The sequence below is a fragment of the Paraburkholderia sp. RAU6.4a genome, from assembly GCF_050435625.1.
Taxonomy (GTDB): domain Bacteria; phylum Pseudomonadota; class Gammaproteobacteria; order Burkholderiales; family Burkholderiaceae; genus Paraburkholderia; species Paraburkholderia tuberum.
The window spans coordinates 1234952-1257063 of sequence record NZ_JBNDKQ010000003.1 but is presented as its reverse complement, the minus strand read 5'-3'; the positions used below and the strand labels follow the sequence as shown (position 1 = coordinate 1257063).

Sequence of the window (22112 nt, the reverse complement as noted above, 5' to 3'; positions counted from 1 at the left end):
CGTGCGCCTCAGCCGCCTTGCTGCGAAGTCGCCGGCGCCCGCCCGGCCGGCGATCCGGCGCCTCGCCTGTTGTGCGGATTTAATCTCTTTCAGCCACGAAAAAGCCCAAGCCCGCCTCCGGATAAAGGCCGATACTCGTCGTCATACTCAACGTGTGTCGGCGCGGCCGGCTTTTTGAAGGAGACGGACAAAGTGAGCAAGGCTATCCAATGGAGCGGGGTGTTTCCCGCCGTCAGCACCCAGTTCAAGCCGGATTTTTCGCTCGACATCGACGCGACGCACCGAGTGGTCAGCAATCTCGTCAAGGACGGGGTGTCGGGTCTGGTGGTCTGCGGCACGGTTGGCGAAAACACCTCGCTGAGCACGTCGGAAAAACTGCAGGTGATCGAGGCGGCGCGCGACGCGGCTGGCGGCAAGGTGCCGGTCGTCGCGGGTGTCGCCGAGTTCACGACCGAGTTCGCGCGGCAGACGGTGCGTGAAGCCGCGCGTGTCGGCGTCGACGGCGTGATGGTCATGCCGGCGCTCGTCTATTCCGCGAAGCCGCACGAAACTGCCGCGCATTTCCGCTCGGTCGCGACCAGCACCGATCTGCCGGTGATGATCTACAACAACCCGCCCATCTACAAGAACGACGTCACGCCGGACGTGCTGATCGCACTGCAGGACTGCGAGAACATCGTCTGCTTCAAGGATTCGTCGGGCGATACGCGACGCTTCATCGATCTGCGCAACGCGGTGGGCGACCGCTTCGTGCTGTTCGCCGGCCTCGACGACGTCGTCGTCGAAAGCATCGCGGTCGGTGCGCAAGGGTGGGTGTCGGGCATGTCGAACGCGTTCCCGAAGGAGGGCGAGACGCTGTTCCGCCTCGCCACGCAGAAGCGTTTCGATGAAGCGCTGTCGCTGTACCGCTGGTTCATGCCGCTGTTGCACCTCGACGCGCGCCCCGACCTCGTGCAATGCATCAAGCTGTGCGAGGAACTGCTCGGCCGCGGCAGCGCCGTCACGCGTCCGCCGCGCCTCGCGCTGCAAGGCGGCGCGCTCGCCGAAGTCAAAGACATCGTCGCCAAGGCGCTCGCCACCCGTCCGGCACTGCCGGACGTCGGCCTCTAAGCACCGCGTTTCAATACGAGCCTTAAAAAACATCGGCACCCTGTCCGCCACTTAGGCGGGACAGGATGCCGAATCTTACTGCGAGTAAGCAGGGCGGGGCGGTTGTCGCCTCAACTCGCGCTCAGCACCGGCGCAACCGCAGCCGGATCGCTGATACTCGGCCGGCCGTTCTCGACGTGACCGGCAAAGCGGCGCGAGAAGCTCGCGTCGTCACTGCTCGTCACCGTCAGGTCGTACCAGTGATGGCTCGACGCAAGCACCCAGCCTTCTTCGATACGCGCATTGGCCGGCACGACCACGGTGCGCGGGCGCGCGCCGTACGCGTTGTCGATCACCGTCAGATGCGCGATGCCGCCGCCGCTGTTGGTGAACTTCAGGAACGCGTTGCCATTCGCGACGTCGTATTGCACGGTCACTTCAGGCCGCGCCGGCTGGTTGTCGGCATGACCGTTGCCATGGCCATTCTGCGTGCTTTGCGTGCTCGCCTGGGTGTTGCCCGCGAACTTGCGCACGAAGCCGTTCGGGCCGAACACGTCGAATGCATACACGCCGTTCGTCGTGCTCAGGTCGAACGTGTCGCTGAGCGACTTGCCCGCTTCGACCGTGTAGCGCCACGGACCGTCGGTGCGATTCGTCGCGTACACGTAGAAGTGCGCGCCCTGGTCGCCGGTGTTGCCGATCGTGATTTCGAACGTGTCGTTGCCCGCGTTCGCCGCGCCGTTCACATGCAGTTCGTACGGCAACGCGCGCGCGAAACGGATGCCCGCTTCCTGCGCATCGACCGGAGTCGGCGTCGTCGGCACGGTCGGCTTCGGTTGCGTCTTGCACTGGTTGTCGGCCATGCTGATGTAGTTGCTGGTGTCCGGCAGCGACGGCATCTTCGCATCCGGCGTGCGGAAGTCGAACGCGGTGGTCAGGTCGCCGCATACCGCGCGACGCCATGCCGTGATGTTCGGCTCATGCACGCCGAAGCGCGTTTCGATGAAGCGGATCACCGACGTGTGATCGAACACCTGCGAGCACACGAAGCCGCCCTTGGTCCACGGCGAGACGATCGTCATCGGCACGCGCGGGCCGAGGCCGTACGGATAGCCGTCGGCGGTGTAGCTGCCGCCGCGCAGCGGATTGACGACATTGTGGATCTCGCCGTCGGTCGTCACCGTCGACTTGCCCTGGGTGGAGGTCGTCGGCGGCTGCGGCGGCACGAGGTGATCGAAGAAGCCGTCGTTCTCGTCGTACATGATGAAGAGCACGGTCTTGCTCCACACCTCGGGGTTCGACGTCAGCGCGTCGAGAATCTGCGACGTGTACTCGGCGCCGTACGCGGGCGTGTAGCTCGGATGCTCCGAGTAGGCGGCCGGCGGGCACAGCCAAGACACCTGCGGCAGCTGGTTCGCGAGCACGTCGGCTTTCAGGTCGTCGATCGTGCGCACGGTTTGCGCGCGCTCGTAGAGCGGCGAACCCGGTTGCGCGTTGATGAAGTTCGTGAAGTTCTGCAGGATGTTGGTGCCGTAGTTGCCGTTCAGCGGATCGGCGCCCGACGTGCCCTGCTGATAGATCTGCCACGAAATGCCCGCGGCCTGCAGACGCTCCGGGTACGTGGTCCACGACAGCAGCTGATAGTTCGGCGGACCGTCGCCGTCGACCCAGTCGTTGTTGTCGAGCAGCGGACCGCCCATCGTGCCGGTCGGGTCGACCATGCCGGTCATCAGATACGCGCGGTTCGGGTGCGTCGGTCCCGGCAACGAGCAGAAGTACGCATCGCAGATCGTGAAGGCGTCGGCGAGCGCGTAGTGGAACGGGATGTCGCTACGCAGGTGGTAGCCCATCGTCATGTCGGTCTTGTTGGCGGGCCACTGGTCGTAGCGGCCGCCGTCGATCGCGTACTGGGTCTTGTACCACGAGTGATCGAGATCGCCGACGCATTGCGCGCTCGTCGTCGCGGTGTCCAGATGGAACGGCAGCACCGGCTTGGTCGGGTCTTCCTTCGACGGCTGATTCCACACCGGCAGGCCGCTCGGCAGCGGAATCGGGAAGCGGTCGTTATAGCCGCGCACGCCGCGCAGATGGCCGAAGTAGTGGTCGAACGAGCGGTTCTCCTGCATGAACACGACGATGTGCTCGACATCGCGAATCGTGCCCGTGCGCGAAAACGCGGGCACGGCGAGCGCGTTGCGGATCGACTCGGGCAATGCGGTCAACGCGGCGGCGGCGCCCGCGGATGAAGCCACGGTTTGCAGGAAACGGCGACGGCTAGTTGATGTCATCGAATATCACCTTCTGCGTAGGGGAAGAATAGCGCGCGTGAGCGTGCCTGGGGGTGTTTCGTGGTCGGTTACGCGTTGCTCTTGCTGATCAGTTGCGAACTAGTTGTTCGCGCTGTCGCCGGGCGCGTAGCGCATGACCGGCGCGACCTGCTGGCTGTCGGCCGCGAGACTGGCCTGCATGTTTTGCGTGATCGCGTCGGTGGCGGCTGCGCCACTTGCCGCGTTGCTCGCCGTGTTGTCCGCGAATGGCGCTGAGGCGTTGGGAGTCGCCACTGCCGCTGCCGCCATTGCGGGTCGTTGCGCCGCGTCGTTCGGCGCAAGGCTCGTGGTCGTCGCGTTGCTCGTGGAAGAGGAGTCGTCCGCGCCGCAACCGTTCAACGCTATCGTGGCAAGCGCCAGCAATGCGGCGCTCGCGATGCAACTGATTTTTCTCATGTCTGCATCCGGTTCGATGAAAGCGGGTGCAGTCTCCATTCCTTTCAAGAAATAATTGTGAAACGTTTGCGCCCGGCATAACTTTCGATAAATCGTCGGTTGATCGAAAGAAAATGGAAAGTATCGGGAAGGTCAATGTTCATGGCACTGCCATCTGCGCTATGTTTGCTGCTTTATCGTTCGCGCATGGGCACGATTCAATGACTCGCATCGATTCACCCATCGACATCTCGCAACTCGAAAACGAATGGCTCGAAGCCGACGGCTTCGGCGGCTTTGCTTCGGGCACGCTCGGCATGTTGCGCACGCGCCGCTACCATGCGCTGCTGCTAGCCGCGACGCGCGCGCCGGGCGGGCGCATGGTGCTCGTCAACGGCATCGAGGCGTGGGTCGAGGCGGGCGGCGAGCGCTTCGCGTTGACCATGCAGCGCTATGGTCCTGACGTGATCTATCCGGATCTGCGCGGCCGCCTTGCCAGCTTCGACACCGCGCCGTGGCCGACATGGCGCATTCAAGTCGGTGCGCACGCGGCGATGATCGCCGACGTGTTCGTCAGCAAAGCGACGTGCGAAACGGTATTGCGCTGGCGGCTCGAAGGCGGCGAACTCGATGCGCCCGTGCTGAAGATCAGACCGTTGCTGTCAGGCCGTGACTATCATGCGCTGCATCACGAGAATCCGGCCTTCAACTTCGGCGCGCAAGTCAGCGCCGATCAATCGTGCGCGAGCTGGCAACCGTATGGCGGACTGCCGGTCGTGCGAGCGGCGACGAACGGTGCCTATACGCATGCGCCCGACTGGTATCGCAACTTCTGCTACGTGCGCGAGCAGGAGCGCGGTCTCGATTGCAGCGAAGATCTCGCGACGCCCGGCGTGTTCAGCTTCGATCTCGCGGAGGGCGACGCGGTGATGATTCTGAGCGCGTCGAGCACGTCCGCCACCGAATGCGCGAACGACAAAGCCCAAACCACCGCCCACGCCGCCCAACTCGCCCACACCGAACAACAACGCCGCGCCGCACTCGGCTCGCGCCTGCAACGTTCGGCCGACGCCTACGTCGTCACGCGCAACGAAGGCCGCACGATCCTCGCGGGCTTTCCGTGGTTCACCGACTGGGGCCGCGACACGTTCATCGCGATGCGCGGCCTGCTGATCGAGTCGAACCGTCTCGACGATGCCGAAGCGATCCTGCTCGAATGGTCGGGCACGCTGTCCGAAGGCATGCTGCCGAACCGCTTCCCAGACTACGGCGACGCGCCCGAATACAACTCGGTCGACGCGTCGCTATGGTTCATCGTCGCGGTTCACGACTATCTGGCGACGCCGCATGCGGGCGCGCAAACGCGCGCGCATCTGCAGCAGGCCGCCGAAACGATCCTGACCGGCTACACGAACGGCACGCGCTTCAACATCGGCGTGTGCGCGGACGACGGCCTGCTGCGCGCCGGCATCCCCGGCGTGCAACTGACGTGGATGGATGCGAAAGTCGGCGACTGGGTCGTCACACCGCGCATCGGCAAGCCGGTCGAAGTGCAGGCGCTGTGGATCAACGCGCTGCGAATCGCGTCAGCATGGAACCCGCAGTGGCGGCAAGCTGCCGAGCGTGCAACGCTCGCGTTTCGCCGGCGCTTCGTCGACCCGGCCACCCAGGCGCTGTTCGATAACGTCGACGTCGATCATGTGCCGGGCACGGTCGACCGCTCGATCCGGCCGAATCAGATCTTCGCGGTCGGCGGCCTGCCGTTTCCGCTGCTCGAAGGCGCGGCGGCGCGCGCGGTGGTGGGCCAGGTCGAAGCGCAATTGCTGACGCCGCTCGGCCTGCGCACGCTCGCGCCGTCCGATCCCGCCTATCGCGGCCGCTACGGCGGCGCGCCGCGCGAACGCGACGGCGCCTATCATCAGGGCACCGCGTGGTTGTGGCTGATCGGCCCGTTCGTCGAAGCATGGCTGCGAGTGAATGGCGCGAGTGCCGATAATCTCGCGCAGGCGAGGGCGCGCTTTCTCGCCCCGCTGTACGCGCATCTCGATCACGCGGGCCTCGATCACCTGTCCGAGATCGCCGCCGGCGACGCGCCGCACGCGCCCGCCGGCACGCCGTTCCAGGCCTGGTCGCTCGGCGAATTGCTGCGCGTCGAAAGTCTGCTTGCCCGACTCGAGCACGACGGCGCGTAAACCGCGCTACGATGTGGGTCCCACCGCCAGGCCTGTTGCAAGGACGTTTTCATGCCACCGCTGCGCGCTGCCAATCTGCTCGCCACGATCGAAGGTTCCCGCGTGCATTCGCCCGAATGCGGCCACTGGCAGCGCTGGGGGCCGTATCTGAGCGAGCGCCAGTGGGGCACGGTGCGGGAGGACTACAGCGCGAACGGCACCGCCTGGGACTCATTTCCGCACGACCATGCGCGCAGCCGCGCCTACCGCTGGGGCGAAGACGGCATCGCCGGTTTCGGCGACGACCGGCTCAGCTGGTGCGTGTCGCTCGCGCTGTGGAACCGCAAGGACCCGATCATCAAGGAGCGCCTGTTCGGCCTGACCAACTCGCAGGGCAATCACGGCGAGGACGTCAAGGAGTTGTACTTCTATCTCGACGGCACGCCCACGCATTCCTACATGCGCATGCTGTACAAGTACCCGCACGCGGCCTATCCCTACCAGGACCTGATCGACGAAAACGCGCGCCGCGGCGGCGATATGCCAGAGTACGAAGTACTCGATACCGGCGTGTTCGACGATCAGCGCTATTTCGACGTCCAGATCGAATACGCGAAGCACACGCCCGACGACATCGTGATGCGTGTGACGATCGAAAATCGCGCGGACGAAGCGGCGTCGCTCGATGTGCTGCCGCAGATCTGGGCGCGCAACTCGTGGTCGTGGAAAGAGAACAAGGACAAGCCGAAGCTCGTCGCCGGTACCGGTCATGACGGCGCGGTGCGTCTGCTTGGCCATCACCATGTGCACGAACCGATCGTCGTGACCGCGTGGTCGAAGGACGCGCCGCAACTCGCATGGCTGTTCTGCGAGAACGACACCAATGTGAAGCGGCTGTTCGGCATGGACGGCGCGGGCCCGTTCAAGGACGGCTTCAACGACTACCTCGTGCACGGCGACGCGAACGCGATCCGTCACGACGCGGGCACCCGGGCCGCCGCGCATGCGGCGCTCGAGTTCGGGCCGCACGGACGCGCGGTCGTGTATCTGCGCTGGCACCCGCAATCTGCGACCGATGAAGCGCCATTCGATGCCGACGCGTTGATCGCGCGCCGCCGCGCCGAAGCCGACGAATTCTATGGCGCGTTGCAACACGAGATCACCGACCCCGATGCGCGTCTCGTGCAACGTCAGGCGCTCGCTGGCATGCTGTGGTCGAAGCAGTACTACCAGTACGACGTGCAGCGCTGGCTCGACGGCGATCCGCTGCAACCGAGCCCGCCCGCCGCGCGCAGGCACGGTCGCAACACCGACTGGCGGCATCTGTGCAACGCGGACATCGTGTCGATGCCGGACAAGTGGGAGTACCCGTGGTACGCGTCGTGGGACCTCGCGTTTCATGCGGCCGCGTTCGCGCTGATCGATCCGGCGTTCGCCAAGAAGCAGTTGCTGCTGCTCGTGAAGGACCGCTATCAGCACCCGAACGGCCAGTTGCCCGCTTACGAATGGGCATTGAGCGACGCGAACCCGCCGGTCCATGCATGGGCCGCGTGGCGCGTGTACGAGATCGACCGCGCGCTGACCGGCAAGGCGGACCGCGATTTTCTGGAGCTCGTGTTTCACAAGCTGCTGCTGAATTTCTCGTGGTGGGTGAATCGCAAGGACGCCGACGGCCACAATATTTTTCAGGGCGGTTTTCTCGGGCTCGACAACGTCGGCATCTTCGACCGCTCGTCGCCGCTGCCCACCGGCGGCCACATCGACCAGGCCGACGGCACCGCGTGGATGGCCGCGTATGCGCTCGACCTGATGCGTATCGCGCTCGAACTCGCCTACGCGAACCATGTGTTCGTCGATATTGGTGTGAAGTTCTTCGAGCACTTCCTGTACATCGCGGAAGCGGTCAGTTGCGACGACGGCTGCGAAACGGGCCTGTGGGATAGCGAGGACGAATTCTTCTACGACAAGCTGCGCCTGCCCGACGGCAGCAGCATGCCGATGCGCGTTCGCTCGATCGTCGGACTGATACCGCTGTTCGCCGTGCACGTGCTCGAGGAGCGTTTGCATGGCGGCTTGCCGAGCTTGCGCGAGCGCCTCGTGTGGTTTCTCGAGCATCGGCCCGATCTCGCGAAGCTGGTGTCGCGCTGGAACGAGCCCGGCAAGGGCAACGCGCTTTTGCTGTCGCTGCTGCGCGGGCATCGGATGAAGGCGTTGTTACGGCGCGCGCTCGACGAAAGTGAATTTCTTTCCGATCACGGCGTGCGGGCGTTGTCGCGTTGCCATCGCGATCATCCGTTCGTGTACCAGCACAACGGCAACAGCTTCTGCGTCAAGTATCTGCCGGCCGAATCCGATACCCGTGTGTTCGGCGGCAATTCGAACTGGCGCGGGCCGGTGTGGATGCCGGTCAACTATCTGCTGATCGAATCGCTGTACGAGTTTCATCGCTATTACGGCGATGATTTCCGCGTCGAGTATCCGACCGGGTCGGGCCAGAAGTTCTCGTTGAGCGAAATCGCCGACGAACTCGCGCGCCGCGCGACCACGCTGTTCCTGAAGGACAAAAACGGCGAGCGGCCGGTGATGGGTGCGTATCCGCTGCTGCAGGCGGACCCGCGTTCGCAGGATCTGATCCTGTTCCATGAGTATTTTCATGGCGATAACGGTCGTGGCGTCGGGGCTTCGCATCAGACCGGCTGGACCGGGCTCGTCGCGTTGCTGTTGCAGCCGCGCGCCATGGCGGCATCGGGCAACGTGCCGCTGGCGGGGGAACCGGCGCTGGCGCCCGCGCCCGCGCCGATTCCGGTGCCGGCGGCTTCTGCATCCGCGGTAACGCCGGCGGTGGCGAAAGAACCGGTACCGTCGCTCGCGGCCACGACGACGAAATAAGCACGCCGCGCGCTCACGCACGAACGCGATTGAACTGTGCAGCAGCGCCCGTGGTCTTTCATGTATCGCCGCGTTCGTTCTATCGGCTTACCGAGGTCCAAGTGAATCCCATGTCGAGCACACCGAACCCTTCCGCTTCTCCCGATCAACCCAACGCAACGCCCGCGCTGAGCTGCAAGCTCAGCGCGAACCGATACGACGCCCTGTCGTCGCCGGCCGGCAAGAAGTCCGCGCCGCCATGCACGCTCGTGATCTTCGGCGCGGGCGGCGATCTGACCAAACGTCTGTTGATGCCGGCGCTCTACAACCTCGCGGTCGATGGCCTGCTCGACGACAGCATGAAGATCATCGGCGTCAATCACGGCGAGCGCGAAACGCGCGAATGGTGCGAAGAACTGCATACCTCGCTGCAGAAGTTCGCCGCCGACAAGGCCAGCACCTTTCACGCCGGCAAGCTCGACGACAACGCGTGGAACTGGGTCGCGCAGCGCCTCGAATACATGGCGGGCGAGTTCGAATCCGACGATACGTTCGCGAAGCTGAAGCAGAAGCTCGATCAGTCGAAAGGCGGTAACGCGATCTTCTACCTCGCTGTCGGCGCGCGTTTTTTCAAACCGATCACCGACCGGCTCGGCAAAGCCGGCCTGCTGAAGGAAGGCGACGGCGCGAACGGCGGCTTTCGGCGTCTCGTGATCGAGAAGCCGTTCGGCACCGATCTCGCGTCGGCGCGCGATCTGAACGCGCACATCCTGTCGTATGCGCGGGAGTCGCAGGTGTACCGCATCGATCATTTTCTCGGCAAGGACACCGTGCAGAGCATCCTCGCGGTGCGCTTCGCGAATGCGATGTTCGAGCCGATCTGGCGGCGCGAGTACATCGATTGCGTGCAGATCACGGCGGCGGAAACGATCGGCGTCGAGGGGCGCGGCAGGTTCTACGAGCAGACCGGCGCGTTTCGCGACATGGTGCCGAACCACCTGTTCCAGCTGCTCGGCATCGTCGCGATGGAGCCGCCGAATTCGTTCGAGGCCGAAGCCGTGCGAAACAAGAAGGCCGAGCTGTTCGACGCAATCCAGCCGCTGACGTCCGCCGACGTCGTCTTCGGCCAGTACGAAAAAGGGCCAGCCGGCGTGGGCTATCGCGAGGAGCCCGACGTCGCGCCCGGCAGCACGACGGAAACCTACGCGGCGGCGCGCGTGTTCGTCGAGAACTGGCGCTGGGCCGGCGTGCCGTTCTATCTGCGTACCGGCAAGCGGCTCGCGGTGCGCCGCACCGAGGTTTCGGTGCAGCTGAAGCCGGTGCCGTTCCGCCTGTTCCGCGATACGCCGGTCAACGCATTGACGCCGAACGTGCTGACCATTCGCATCGATCCCGAGCACGGCTCGAGCTTCGATTTCAACGTGAAGGTGCCGGGGCCGGTGATGCAGGTCGGTCCGGTACAGTCGTCGTTCAACTATGGCGACTTCTTTGCGGAAAGCGCGAACGTCGGCTACGAGACGCTGCTGTACGACTGCATGTTTGGCGACGCGACGTTGTTTCAGCGCGCCGACAGCATCGAGACGAGTTGGTGCGCGGTCGACGACGTGCTGCATCCGAGGAGTGGCGGCGCGGTTGCCGTGCGCGGCTATGCGGCCGGCAGCGACGGGCCGGCCGAAGCCGACGCGCTGCTCGCGCGCGATGGCCACGCGTGGCGCCCGTTGCAGCAGAAAGCGCCCGGTGGCAAGTCGTAGCGGCACCTGTGAACCAACCCGCAGACCCGCATCACAACCGCCTCAACACAATCGGGAGACATCGTGGCAACACGCAACAAGAACGCAGTGAAACGGAATGCGCCGACGAGCGGCAGCGAGCACATCCTCGCGATCGACGTCGGCGGCACCGGCCTGAAGGCCGCGATCATCGACGCCGACGGGCAGATGAAAACCGAGCGCGTGCGCGTTGCGACGCCGCATCCGTGCACGCCGGATCAACTGGTGGACGCGCTCGCGCAACTCGTGGCTCCGCTCATCGAGCAGGTGCGGCCCGTCCGTATCTCGATCGGATTTCCGGGTGTCGTGCGCAACAACCGCATTCTGACCGCGCCGCACTTCGGCATCGAAGGATGGCACGACATTGCGCTCGCGGATTCGCTCGCGCAGCGCCTGGGCGGACTGCCGGTGCGGATGATCAACGACGCCGAAATGCAAGGCTTCGCGGCGATCGAAGGCCACGGCCTCGAGTTCGTGCTGACGCTCGGCACCGGCGCCGGCACCGCGATGTTTCGCGATGGCGAACTGATGCCGCATCTGGAGCTCGCGCATCATCCGGTCAGCAAGAAGGGCGTGGCGTACGACGAATACATCGGCGAGGCCGCGCGCGAGCAGATCGGCAACAAGCGTTGGAGCCGGCGTGTCGAGAAGGTGATCGGCATTCTCGAGTCACTGGTCAATTACGACAAGCTGTGGATCGGCGGCGGCAACGCGGCGCGTATCAAGTTTTCGCTGGCGGCGAACGTGGCGACCGTATCGAACGACGCGGGGATCGAGGGCGGCGCGAAATTGTGGCATCCGCTGTCGGTGCGCGAGACGCGACAGTATCCGGAGGCGACGCAGAAGACGGGGCGGTTCAAGCCGAAGTGAGGCGGTGGATTGCCGCCGCCATCACGTATCCGGTGCCGCGGCTCCACGTCCAACGGTTCATATCAACCCCTCAACGATTGCCAAGGCGATCCGTGCCCGAGCACTGGTCAGCGCTTCGACGCTGGACGTGCTCATAACTACTTCGGCTTTGCTGGCAACGGATTATCTTGCCGGTAAGTGCGCCTGGGGTTAATGACCAAACGCTTGACCTGTGCGTCCAATTCCTTACTGTGATACAGGTCCAGACACTTCAGGAAATCGAAACGGACACCTTCAGTTTCCGATTCAACCAGCGGGTTTTGATAATTTCGCGCCAAATAATTGTCCACCAAGGTTTTGATCGCGTCTGGAGCCTTCTCCAAGTCGTAGTAAGTCCAGTCTCGCAATGCACTGACGCTGCTTCCCGCATCCATAGCAGCATCTTTGTCGTTCCTGTAGGCGTTCGCTATGCAAGTAGCCAGAACCATGTCTTTGTAATTCTGTGCATAAGTACGTGCTCCAGCTTGTGGAGTCGCACGTTGATCGCCTTTTGCATAGCAAGCAGACATGCCGAAGATGAGGGCAAAACCAGTTAGGATGCCAACCCCGACCTTCTTCACGGCAAACTCCAGAAGTTCGCGCGGTCAGTGCGATACTTCGCCTCGGGTTCGTTGAAATAGCAGTGGTCGTAACAGTAGTTTTCGCGCAATCCAGTTGTCCATCACGGGGTGACGGTCTCGTTCACTGCTTCCGCGGTTTGTCTAACGCCCGACGTTTGTCGTACTCGCGCGCAAGGTAAATGTTTTGCCGTCGAACGCGTAGTAGTAGGTTCCGTGCTCGGCGTTTTCATTGCGGCTACCGTGAGCGATCAGCAGGCAACTGTCTGCGCGATAGGCAAGCGGATCCGTGATGTCCAGCGGCCAATCGGAAACCGTGAACGGCAGCGAAGTGACGCGGCCCGAGTTCGTATCGATTGCCGCCGCCATCACGCAGCCAGCACCGCATCCCCACGTAGCGAGAACGTAGTGGCCCGCGAAGTTAATCGGCTCCTTTGCGGCTTCACGAAGAATGCTGCGGTAATGACGTGCCGTCGCGTCCGTGAATATCATGCGTGGCATCGCAGCGTGCCTGGACTCGACAGTGGCGGGACAATCCTCAAACCTGAGAACCGATTCCGCAAGGGCCAAACCGGATACTGCGCCGAACATCAATGTGGCAATAAGCCAGGACGAAAGACGCATCGTTTTAATACCAGTGGTGTTGTTGCCAGAATCCCCTAGCCATATTTGCGGAATGGTAGCGGCCATAAATGTAACGGATGCCGCCTTGGCACTCCTCCTTCGCATTACCGAATGATGCCTCTCCGCGCGGGTTCAAGCTGTATTGCGCGCGCAGCAGTTGAAACAGGCCACGTGCTGTTGAAGTCCCGTTGCGCGCATCGACGACACCGGCGGATTCCTGAGCCATGATCCATAGCAGATCGCTGAAATCCGTGTCTGGAATGCGCTCGGTGCGCATGGCGTCTTTCAGCGCATTCTGAACCGTGAGCGGCACAATGCTTGCCGGCTTCTCTTTCCATTGCGGCGGCGCAGTCTTCGTCGGGCGATGCGAGTGGGCGTGTTTTGTAGACATTCAGGCAACTCCATTTCTTTCTTTGAACGACAAAGGGGCGAGAACGAATTAATCAATCGATCACGTAGGATCGCTATCTGTTTGATTCGCGTAGCCCCATGCGCAATATGCCGCCTCTTCCATCTCAAAACAACATTCTCGTTATAGTTGCTCTCTGAACTGCAAAGCTCTCAACGGCACGTCCAACCCTGGAGACTCCCAATGACTCGCATCCACCTGAACCTCGCGCGGCGCCTCCTCTCCGTCGGCGCGTGCGCGCTGCTCGCTTACGCGAGCGCGCATGCGTATGCGGCACAGGCCTTCGCGGTGTCGTCGCCGGGACTGGCCGATGGCGGCACGCTCAACGCAAGCCACGCGGCGAGCGCGAACGATTGCGGCGGCGGCAACGTGTCGCCGGCGCTGCAATGGCATAACGCGCCGGCCGGCACGAAAAGTTTCGCGGTGACGATCTTCGATCCCGACGGCGCGAAAGGCCTCGGCCTCGTGCACTGGATCGTCTATGGCATCGCGCCTACCACGACTGGACTCGCCGAAGGCGAAGCCGCGCCGGCGGGCAGCGTCGCCGGCACGAATCGCACCGGCGGCCCCGGCTATTACGGCCCGTGTCCGCCCGTCGGCGAGGTACCGCATCACTACGTGGCGCAGGTCTATGCGCTCGATCTGCCGCCCGACGCATTGCCGGCCGGCTTGACGCGCGACGCGTTCCACGCCGCGATCAAGGATCACGTGCTCGCCGCGACGAGCACCGTGCTGCGCTACGGACGATGAAGACGCGCGGCCGAACGCCGGGCCGCGCCTGATCTGCCGGCGGGTGGCTAGCGCGCCGCGTCCCCCCAGCGATACTGCACGCTCGCTTCATCGAGCTGGGTCTTGATCGCGGCGTCGAGCGTGAGCCCGGCCGCCGCGAGCGTATCGCTCAACTGCTCCGCGCGGCTCGCACCAATGATCGCCGACGTAATCAGCGGATTCGCGAGCACCCACGCAAGCGAGACCTTCGCCAGCGATTCGCCGGTCGGCGCGACGATCGCCTTCAGCCTTTCGATCGTGTCGAACTCGCGCTCATGCCAGTAGCGCTCCTGATACATCGCGCCAGCCTTGCCGACGCTTTCGGTGAAGCGCCCTTCGGCGGGCGTCGCGTCGAGCCGGTGCTTGCCGCTCAGCAGTCCGCCCGCGAGCGGGTTATACGGCATCACGGCCAGTTGTTCCTCGGCGGCCAGCGGCAGCAGCTCGCGCTCGATCTGGCGAAACAGCAGGTTGTAGCGCGGCTGGACCGACACGAAGCGCGCGACGCGGAGCACGTCCGCGCGCCCCAGTGCGCGCGCGAGCCGGTAGGCGAGAAAGTTCGACACGCCGATATAGCGCGCTTTGCCCGAGCGCACGATCGCATCGAGCGCTTCGAGCGTCTCGTCGAGCGGGGTCTTCGCGTCGTCGGAATGGAGCTGGTACAGGTCGACGTAGTCGGTGCCGAGGCGCTGCAAGGACGCGTCGATCGCATCGAGCAGGTGCTTGCGCGACGCGCCCTAGTCCCACGCGGCGGGCCCCATCTTGCCGACCGCCTTGGTCGCGACGATGAAGCGCTCGCGTTTGCCCTTCAGCCAGCGTCCGACGATTTCCTCGGTGCGTCCGGCCAGATTTTCGTCGCCGCCGAGCGGATAGACGTTCGCGGTATCGATGAAATTGACACCGGCGTCCGCGGCCGTGTCGAGGATGCGGTGCGATGCGGCTTCTTCGGTTTGCAGCCCGAAGGTCATGGTGCCGAGACACAGGCGAGAAACGGTCAGGCCGGTGCGGCCGAATTGGCGATATTGCATAAAGTCGACTCCAGAGGGAAGGAAAGCGCTGCCGAAGCGATGAAACTACATTGTTGTAAAAAGGATAAACCGAGTCGCGATTCGATGTGCCTGACGCACGCCGGGATTGCTGACTTCCAGTAGATGTGAAATGATATCGATTCTCATTTAAACCTAGCCAGCCATCCCGTCATCTCCATCTCACACTACGGAGAGCGGCAGCCAGCCATTTGCGGCTTTGTCATGAATTCGACGTCAGTGATGCGAATTTGACAAACGCATTTCTGACGGGATTTCCATGCTCAATCACACGCCGCTCGCGACAGCGCTAGCGCTCGCTTTTGCCATTCCTTTGGCGACCCCGGCGCTCGCGCAAAGCGCGCCGCAGAACGTACAAACCAATGCACAGAACGACACACCCGCCGCCGCGCAGACGCTGCCGACCATCGGCGTGCAGGCTCAGGCCGTTCAGCAGGACTTCCAGGCCGACCGTGCGACCGTCGGCGCCAAGACGCCGACCGCGCTGCGCGACATTCCGCAGACCGTCACCGTGATCAATCGCGACCTGCTCGCCTCGCAGGGCGCGACGTCGTTTGCGGATGCGCTGCGCAACGCGCCCGGCGTGACGATCGGCGCGGCCGAAGGCGGCCAGATCGGCAACAACATCAACCTGCGCGGTTTCACCGCGCAGAACGACATCTATCTGGACGGCTTTCGGGACCGCAACCAGTACTACCGCGACACGTTCAATCTTGAATCGCTCGAGGTGCTGTACGGTCCGTCGTCGATGCTGTTCGGCCGCGGCTCGACCGGCGGCGTGATCAACCAGGTCAGCAAGAAGGCGAACCTGACGGACTCGGCGGAAGTCTCCGGCATGATCGGCACCGACGACCGCTACCGCTCCACCGTCGACGTGAACCACAAGCTCACCGACACCTCGGCGATCCGCCTAAATGCATTCGGCCAGAGCCTCGGCTCGACGCGCGACGTGATGAAGAACGAGGACTTCGGCGTCGCGCCGGAACTGCGCTTCGGCATCGGCACGCCGACCGAGATCACGCTGTCCGCGCTGATCCAGCACAACCACGACATGCCCGACTACGGCATCCAGGCGCTGAACGGCCGCCCGTCGCCGGTACCGAAGAACACGTTCTACGGTTTGACCAGCGACCGCACGATCCAGGACGTGCAGATCTTTACCGCGGCGATCAAGCACAAGTTCTCCGACGCCCTGACGCTGACGAACCAGACGCAGATCTCGCACTCGACCACCGACGCGCGCGAAACCGCGCCGCAAGCGGTGCTGACCGGACCGCTGTCGTCCAGCACAGCGTTGACCAACGGCAACTTCACGACGCTGTCGCCGTCGCAGCTGTTCATCAAGCTGCAGAGTCATGACCGCGTGATCCAGAATCATGCGATCTACAACGACACGATGCTCGAATACAAATTCGACACCGGACCGATCAGGCACGACCTGATCGCCGGTGTCGAAGTGGGCCACGACAGCTATACGAACCAGGCGTACACGCGCAACAACCTGCCGATCGTGCCGATGCTCAATCCGCCGATCATGGGCACGCCGTCGAACGTGACGACGACGGTCGGCAACTACGCCGATTCGAGCGCGAACGAAATTGCCGCTTACCTGAACGACACGATCACGCTAACGCCGCACTGGAAGCTGATCGGCGGTGTGCGCTGGGATCGTTTCTCGGCGGGAATCCGCAATACGATTAGCGCGCCGGCTTACGCGAGCCAGACCAACTACTTCACGAGCGTGCGCGCCGGCGTCATCTATCAGCCGACCGACTGGCAGTCGTACTACGTGTCGTACGGCACATCGTTCAACCCGTCGCTCGAAAACCTGACGGTCACGAACCGCACTCAGAACCTCGCGCCGGAATCGACGAAGTCGTATGAAATCGGCGGCAAGTGGGATCTGTTCGGCGGCAACATGTCGGTGACCTCGGCGATCTTCCGCGAGGAAAAGGACAACGCGCGCACGCAGGTGTCACCGACCGAGTACCAGCTGGCCGGCAACATTCGCGTCGACGGCTTCCAGGCGGGCGTGACGGGGCACATCACCGACAAGTGGCAGATTTTCGGCGGCTACACGTACATGGACGCGACGATCCTGAAAGCGGCCGACGGCACGCAGGGTCACACGCCGGCCAACACGCCGCGCAACACGCTGACGTTCTGGACCACGTACGCGATCACGCCGCATTGGGAAATCGGCGGCGGTCCGATCTACATGTCGCCACGTTATGCGTCGAATACGAACTACGTGAAGGTGCCGGGCTACACGCGTTGGGACGCGACCGCGGCCTATCACGCGAAGAAGTACGACGTGCGCCTGAACCTGCTGAACCTCACCAACAAGTACTACTACGACGCGTTGATTCCGTCGGACGGCGGACGTTCGGTGCCGGGCATCGGCCGCACGCTGCTCGCGACGTTCAACTACCGCTTTTGATACGCGCTTTTGATACGCACTGAGCGCATGCGCACGGCTTGCCGCTTCTGCAAACGGCAAGCCGACGCGAAGGACACATCATGTTGCTGCACATTCCGAAGGTACTGGACGCCGGGCAATTGCGCTTCATGCGCGAGCGGCTCGATCGAGCCGGCGACGCATGGGTCGATGGCCGCGCGACCGCGGGCTATCAGGGCGCGCCGGTCAAGCGCAATCAGCAGATCGCCGAGCACTCGACGCTCGCGCGCGAACTCGGCGATGTGATTCTCGCGGCGATCGAGCGCAATCCGCTGTTCATCAGCGCGGTGCTGCCCAACCAGGTCTATCCGCCGCTCTTCAACCGCTACGAGGGCGGCATGCAGTTCGGCAGCCACGTCGACGGCGCGGTGCGCGTGCTGCCGAACGGCGTGAAGCTGCGCACCGACGTGTCGGTGACGCTGTTTCTCAGCGCGCCCGACGAATACGACGGCGGCGAACTCGTGATCGAGGACACCTACGGCGTGCAGCAGGTGAAACTGCCGGCCGGCGACATGATCGTCTATCCGGCGACGAGTCTGCACCAGGTGACGCCAGTCACGCGCGGCGCGCGGGTGGCGAGCTTCTTCTGGGTGCAGAGCCTCGTGCGCAGCGACACGCATCGCGCGCTGCTGTTCGACATGGACACCGCGATTCAACGGCTCAATGCCACCCATGCCGACGAAGCTGCGCGACGCAGCCTCGTCGGTTGTTATCACAATCTGCTGCGCACCTGGAGTGAAACGTGAGCGTCTCGGACACCCTCGACATTCAACCGCCCGCGGCCCGCGAACATGGCGCGCAGGAGCCGCGTCGGCTCGATGACCATGAACTGAAATCGCGCCAGCAGCGCTCGCGTCGCGCGACCTTCATCAAGTGGCTGCGCAAGGTGCATGGCTGGGTCGGATTGTGGGGCGCGGCGCTCGGTCTGCTGTTCGGCACGACGGGCTTCTTTCTGAATCATCGCGGCGGCCCGCTGCGCGTCTCGACCGGCGAGCCGCAGGTGTCGGTGATGCAGGTGCCGCTGCCGCAACCGGCGCCGCAAACGCCGCGCGAGCTCGCGAAGTGGCTCAAGCAGGAGCTGAAGATCGCCGGCAATCCGGGGCGCGTGCAGAAGGAAACCGAGCATCCGGTGGCGTGGGGCGATCGCAGCGTCGTGCAGCCCGAGCACTGGCAACTGAATTTCGGGTCGCCGAAGGAAAACACGTCGGCCGAATACTGGGTCGGCAACCACACCGTCACGGTCAAGCGCAGCGCGAACACCTTTCTCGCGATGCTGACGAACCTGCACAAGGGTGTGGGCTTGAGCGTCGGTTGGGTGCTGCTGATCGATACGCTCGCGGGCAGCCTGATCCTGCTGTCGTTGACGGGCGTGGTGTTGTGGACCGAGTTGAACAAGCGCAAGACGGTGGGGCTCGCGCTCGTGGTCGGATCGATTGCGGCGGCGGTGGTGTTGGGGACGATGTAAGGGCGCAGCGCAACGCTTCGGGCGATGCCTGCGCGCTGGCGGGCAGGCTTTGAGCGGTACGCGCTAGAATCGTCGCAGACCTACTCCGCAGGCTCTGCCGCCATCCGCCGATGACCTCTCCCGCGAACCCCGTCGACACCGCGCTGACCACGCGGCGCTCGGTGCGCGCCTTTCTGCCGACACCGGTGCAGCGCGCCGACATCGAAGCGATTCTCGAAGCCGCCAGCCACGCACCGTCGGGCACCAACACGCAGCCGTGGAAGGTATACGTGCTGACGGGCGAATCGCTCGCGCGTCTGTCGCGCGATCTGCTCGCCGCCTACGACGATCCGCAGCGCGACGAGCTGTACCAGGAGGAGTACGCGTACTATCCGCGCCAGTGGCAGTCGCCGTTCATCGACCGGCGTCGCAAGATCGGCTGGGACATGTATAGCCTGCTCGGCATCGAGAAGGGCGACAAGGCGCGCATGCACGAACAGCACTCGCGCAACTTCCGTTTCTTCGACGCACCCGTCGGCCTGCTGTTCACGATCGATCGCAGCCTCGAGCGCGGCAGCTGGCTCGACTACGGCATGTTCCTGCAGGCGATCATGACGGCCGCGCGCGGACGCGGTCTCGACACCTGTCCGCAGGCCGCGTTCATGCAGTTTCATCGACTGATTGCCGGACATCTCGGCCTGCCCGAAAACGAGCAATTTGTGTGCGGCATGTCGCTCGGTTTCGGCGACCCCAACGCGCCGGTCAATACGCTGCGCCCCGAGCGCGAACCGGTCGAGCGCTTCGCGCGCTTTCTCGATTGAACACATCCCTCAGTCCCCACCCAGAGGCAAACGACAATGAAAACATCGCGGCGCCATTTCCTGTTGGTCAGCGCGGGCGTCGGCTCGTCGCTCGCGCTGTCTCGGCTCGCGTTCGCCGCGACCGTTCCCAATGCGCTCAGCGAGAGCGATCCGCAGGCGCAGGCGGTCGGCTATACCGAAGATGCGTCGAAGGTCGACAAGGCCAGATTTCCGAACTTCGCGGCCGGGCAATCGTGCGCGAACTGCTCGCTGTTCCAGGGCAAGGCATCGGACGCGTACGGCGGCTGCACGCTGTTCGACACTAAACAGGTCGCGTCGCGCGGCTGGTGCAGCGCGTACACGAACATGTGAGCACGCCGCCGTAGCGTTCGCAGCGGTGCTATAGCAGCGCCTTCAGCACGAGTTCGTGCGAGTGCCCGATCCACACGGCGGCGTCGCGATGATCGCGCAGCGCGTCGCCGGTGTTCGGATGCAGAAAGACATCGAGCGCGCCGTGATTGAGCGTGAGCCAGCCGACCACGTCGGCGAACTGCGTGTGCGCGAAGGCGAGCTGATACGACCACATCGGATGCGGCCCGACCGGCCGTTCGTGGAAGCGCCCGATCTGCAGTTTGTCGCCCCAATGTGCGTCGATCTGCTCGCGAAACGCCCAGGCGGCATCGCGGCTCGCCGGGTCGAAGTAGATGTGCGCGTGCCAGCTTTGTATCGCTGAAGCAGCGCGAAAAGCCATATCAGAGTTCATTGCCAGGCTCGTTCCGTATCAGTCTTTATCCGACATTCGTTCTGCTTCGCTTTCCGCCGGCGCGCGCGCTGCAAGTCGCATGTGAAACTGTGTCTGATCCTCGCCGACGATCTCGAAGCCAAGACGATCGTACAGCCGTTTGGCGGGATTGCCCTTGAGCACCTGCAAGCTGACCGGCAACGCTTCGGCCGCGGCGGCGCGCAGGATCGTGCGCAGCGCTTGCTCGCCGATGCCGCGACCCTGCAGCGCCGGCGCGATCTGCAACTGCACGACGAACCATTCGACGTCGTTGCGGTGCGCCTTCAACAAGCCCGCGGGCGCGCCGTCGATGCAGACCACCTGCGCCGCGTCGTAGCGATGCAACAGGCGCGCGCGATGGACGTCGTCGTCGGTCGGCTCGCCGGCGCGCGCCAGGTGTTCGGTCATCGTCGTCTTGCGCAGTTCGAGCAGGAAGGCTTCGTCGTCGGGTTGCGCGGGGCGCAAGGTCAACCCGGATCGTTGGTCGGGCAGTTGGGCGGACATGTCGGCAAGGTGGTGGCGCGCGATGATCGTGCGAAGCGCGAGTAAGAATTGTCGTCGATTGTCGCGCCGGCTGCGCTTTTTTACCACGCGGCTATGTTGCAGTCTTCTCACTTTGCGATGCAGGGCGAACGCTCGATGCGGCGAGGCGCCGCTTGCTGCGTTGTGTGGCATGCGCATTGCTAAAGGTTGATTCGCTTTTCGCGGGCACGATCGTCGACCCATCGCGGCCGCGCTATCCGCACCACCGTACGAACAGACAAGACGAGGCCTCCGACGATTGGCGCGCGAACGTCCGCTTGCCGCGTCATCCGATGCGGCGAGCGTCCAGATGGTTATCCGGGGAGGTTCGCGTGATGCGGCGAACGTCGTAATCAACGTTGCGAGGTGGGCTATGACGATGATCGAGGTGGTACCCAGCGTCTCGGCAGATGGACGCGCGGTGATTTTCCAGCTTTCGTCGCAGGGACGAGACCTTGAATGCGCGGTCACGCGCGAGGCGCTCGAGCAGCACTTCTGGCTGCAACGCGGCGCGGGTGAGGCGCGCGTTCTGAAGACGTTCGCGGATGGGCGCAAACGTATTACGGCGATCGCTGAACGAAAAATGCTCGCGCGTCCCGGTGAGAAGGTCTTGCTGACGATCGACGATTTCTCCACACGCGGTTGACGTGCGTCATCGCTCGAAGCTGCACACGCGACGACGCCGGCGCGACGGCACCGGCTCCGCTCGGCCTGAATGCGGCCGGCTTCGCACTTCGCGTTTTTCTCTCAGGCTTTCGCAGCACCGTTTCGGTGCAATCGCTGATTTCACGTCGAGCGCTACATAGGCCCGCTGTTACATCGATTCGCCAAATTAACCCACCAAAGCGCTTCGCTTCGCTCAATTGCTTTCGCGCGTGCGCGCATACACTCTTTTCCATGGAGCGAGGAATCACCGCCCTCCATCGATGCGATCTTCCCCTCGTGTCGGATTTGAACCGTACCGTTGATGAGTAGTCTGCAGTTCGCAGTGCGTATCTGGCAGTTTGCAGTCCGCAGTTGACGCAATACAAGCGCGCAATGCATCGAGCACGAGCGCGAAGCAACAGGGGTAGCGGCCAGAAGTAGCAGATAGCGAGGACCGGCCCACATGCAGTCGCAATTGAAGTGGTAGGTTGAATCGGCAGTTGAAGCTTGCTGTCGAGCGGTAGAAATTGCCGGTGCAGCACACGTAAGCAAT

19 protein-coding genes and 1 pseudogene are annotated in these 22112 nt (G+C 63.7%); 12 read left to right on the top strand and 8 right to left on the bottom strand.

Annotated features, from left to right (window positions below; all coding sequences use genetic code 11):
* Positions 1-192: 192 nt before the first annotated feature.
* Entirely contained in the window at positions 193-1110 is a 918-nt protein-coding gene (locus OKW40_RS30340) for a dihydrodipicolinate synthase family protein (protein WP_429403932.1), read from the top strand.
* A gap of 110 nt (positions 1111-1220) precedes the next feature.
* Here OKW40_RS30340 and OKW40_RS30335 read toward each other — a convergent pair whose 3' ends face one another.
* Both OKW40_RS30335 and OKW40_RS30330 read right to left on the bottom strand, forming a co-directional pair.
* A complete protein-coding gene (locus OKW40_RS30335; protein WP_429493136.1) occupies positions 1221-3377 on the bottom strand; it encodes a phosphocholine-specific phospholipase C in 2157 nt (718 codons plus the stop codon).
* 99 nt (positions 3378-3476) lie between these two features.
* A complete protein-coding gene (locus tag OKW40_RS30330; RefSeq protein ID WP_429493135.1) occupies positions 3477-3812 on the bottom strand; it encodes a hypothetical protein in 336 nt (111 codons plus the stop codon).
* 200 nt (positions 3813-4012) lie between these two features.
* Here OKW40_RS30330 and OKW40_RS30325 point away from each other — a divergent pair, with 200 nt between their 5' ends.
* From OKW40_RS30325 to OKW40_RS30310, 4 genes are all read left to right on the top strand, one after another.
* The gene (locus tag OKW40_RS30325) at positions 4013-5983 is read left to right on the top strand and encodes an amylo-alpha-1,6-glucosidase (protein ID WP_429352814.1); all 1971 of its coding nucleotides are present in this window, start codon (positions 4013-4015) and stop codon (positions 5981-5983) included.
* Between the two features lie 51 nt (positions 5984-6034).
* A complete protein-coding gene (locus tag OKW40_RS30320; RefSeq protein WP_429493134.1) occupies positions 6035-8851 on the top strand; it encodes an MGH1-like glycoside hydrolase domain-containing protein in 2817 nt (938 codons plus the stop codon).
* Between the two features lie 110 nt (positions 8852-8961).
* Positions 8962-10581 carry a glucose-6-phosphate dehydrogenase gene (zwf, locus tag OKW40_RS30315; RefSeq protein WP_429493969.1) on the top strand — a complete coding sequence of 540 codons (1620 nt, stop codon included), beginning with the start codon at positions 8962-8964 and terminating at the stop codon, positions 10579-10581.
* 63 nt (positions 10582-10644) lie between these two features.
* On the top strand, positions 10645-11469 hold the full coding sequence (locus tag OKW40_RS30310) for an ROK family protein (RefSeq protein WP_429493133.1): 825 nt from the start codon (positions 10645-10647) through the stop codon (positions 11467-11469).
* A 137-nt stretch (positions 11470-11606) separates the two neighbouring features.
* Here the strand turns inward: OKW40_RS30310 and OKW40_RS30305 are convergent, their stop codons facing one another.
* From OKW40_RS30305 to OKW40_RS30295, 3 genes are all read right to left on the bottom strand, one after another.
* The gene (locus tag OKW40_RS30305) at positions 11607-12017 is read right to left on the bottom strand and encodes a type VI secretion system amidase immunity protein Tai4 (protein ID WP_429493968.1); all 411 of its coding nucleotides are present in this window, start codon (positions 12015-12017) and stop codon (positions 11607-11609) included.
* Positions 12018-12209: 192 nt separating this feature from the next.
* Positions 12210-12689, bottom strand: coding sequence for a hypothetical protein (locus OKW40_RS30300; RefSeq protein WP_143037232.1), 480 nt, complete (start codon positions 12687-12689; stop codon positions 12210-12212).
* 4 nt (positions 12690-12693) lie between these two features.
* Positions 12694-13080 (bottom strand): hypothetical protein, encoded by a 387-nt coding sequence (locus OKW40_RS30295; RefSeq protein WP_184057874.1) that lies wholly within the window; start codon positions 13078-13080, stop codon positions 12694-12696.
* A gap of 201 nt (positions 13081-13281) precedes the next feature.
* Between OKW40_RS30295 and OKW40_RS30290 the strand changes: the two genes are divergently transcribed.
* The gene (locus OKW40_RS30290) at positions 13282-13848 is read left to right on the top strand and encodes a YbhB/YbcL family Raf kinase inhibitor-like protein (protein ID WP_429493132.1); all 567 of its coding nucleotides are present in this window, start codon (positions 13282-13284) and stop codon (positions 13846-13848) included.
* A gap of 47 nt (positions 13849-13895) precedes the next feature.
* Here OKW40_RS30290 and OKW40_RS30285 read toward each other — a convergent pair.
* Positions 13896-14891 (bottom strand): annotated as a pseudogene (locus OKW40_RS30285) (aldo/keto reductase).
* A gap of 277 nt (positions 14892-15168) precedes the next feature.
* Here OKW40_RS30285 and OKW40_RS30280 point away from each other — a divergent pair.
* The 5 genes from OKW40_RS30280 to OKW40_RS30260 all read left to right on the top strand — a co-directional run bounded on the left by OKW40_RS30280 (position 15169) and on the right by OKW40_RS30260 (position 19983).
* Entirely contained in the window at positions 15169-17349 is a 2181-nt protein-coding gene (locus OKW40_RS30280; RefSeq protein WP_429493131.1) for a TonB-dependent receptor, read from the top strand.
* Positions 17350-17429: 80 nt separating this feature from the next.
* A complete protein-coding gene (locus tag OKW40_RS30275) occupies positions 17430-18113 on the top strand; it encodes a Fe2+-dependent dioxygenase (protein ID WP_184030542.1) in 684 nt (227 codons plus the stop codon).
* Positions 18110-18832 carry a PepSY-associated TM helix domain-containing protein gene (locus tag OKW40_RS30270; protein ID WP_429493130.1) on the top strand — a complete coding sequence of 241 codons (723 nt, stop codon included), beginning with the start codon at positions 18110-18112 and terminating at the stop codon, positions 18830-18832. The genes OKW40_RS30275 and OKW40_RS30270 overlap by 4 nt, the downstream gene beginning before the upstream one ends.
* Before the next feature lie 110 nt (positions 18833-18942).
* Positions 18943-19632 (top strand): nitroreductase, encoded by a 690-nt coding sequence (locus OKW40_RS30265; RefSeq protein WP_184030536.1) that lies wholly within the window; start codon positions 18943-18945, stop codon positions 19630-19632.
* Between the two features lie 36 nt (positions 19633-19668).
* Positions 19669-19983, top strand: coding sequence for a high-potential iron-sulfur protein (locus OKW40_RS30260; RefSeq protein ID WP_429493129.1), 315 nt, complete (start codon positions 19669-19671; stop codon positions 19981-19983).
* A gap of 28 nt (positions 19984-20011) precedes the next feature.
* Here the strand turns inward: OKW40_RS30260 and OKW40_RS30255 are convergent, their stop codons facing one another.
* Entirely contained in the window at positions 20012-20362 is a 351-nt protein-coding gene (locus OKW40_RS30255; RefSeq protein WP_429493967.1) for a DOPA 4,5-dioxygenase family protein, read from the bottom strand.
* Positions 20363-20392: 30 nt separating this feature from the next.
* Positions 20393-20896 carry a GNAT family N-acetyltransferase gene (locus OKW40_RS30250; protein ID WP_090810308.1) on the bottom strand — a complete coding sequence of 168 codons (504 nt, stop codon included), beginning with the start codon at positions 20894-20896 and terminating at the stop codon, positions 20393-20395.
* 391 nt (positions 20897-21287) lie between these two features.
* Here OKW40_RS30250 and OKW40_RS30245 point away from each other — a divergent pair, with 391 nt between their 5' ends.
* Entirely contained in the window at positions 21288-21560 is a 273-nt protein-coding gene (locus tag OKW40_RS30245; protein ID WP_090807933.1) for a DUF1488 domain-containing protein, read from the top strand.
* The last annotated feature ends 552 nt before the right edge of the window (positions 21561-22112 follow it).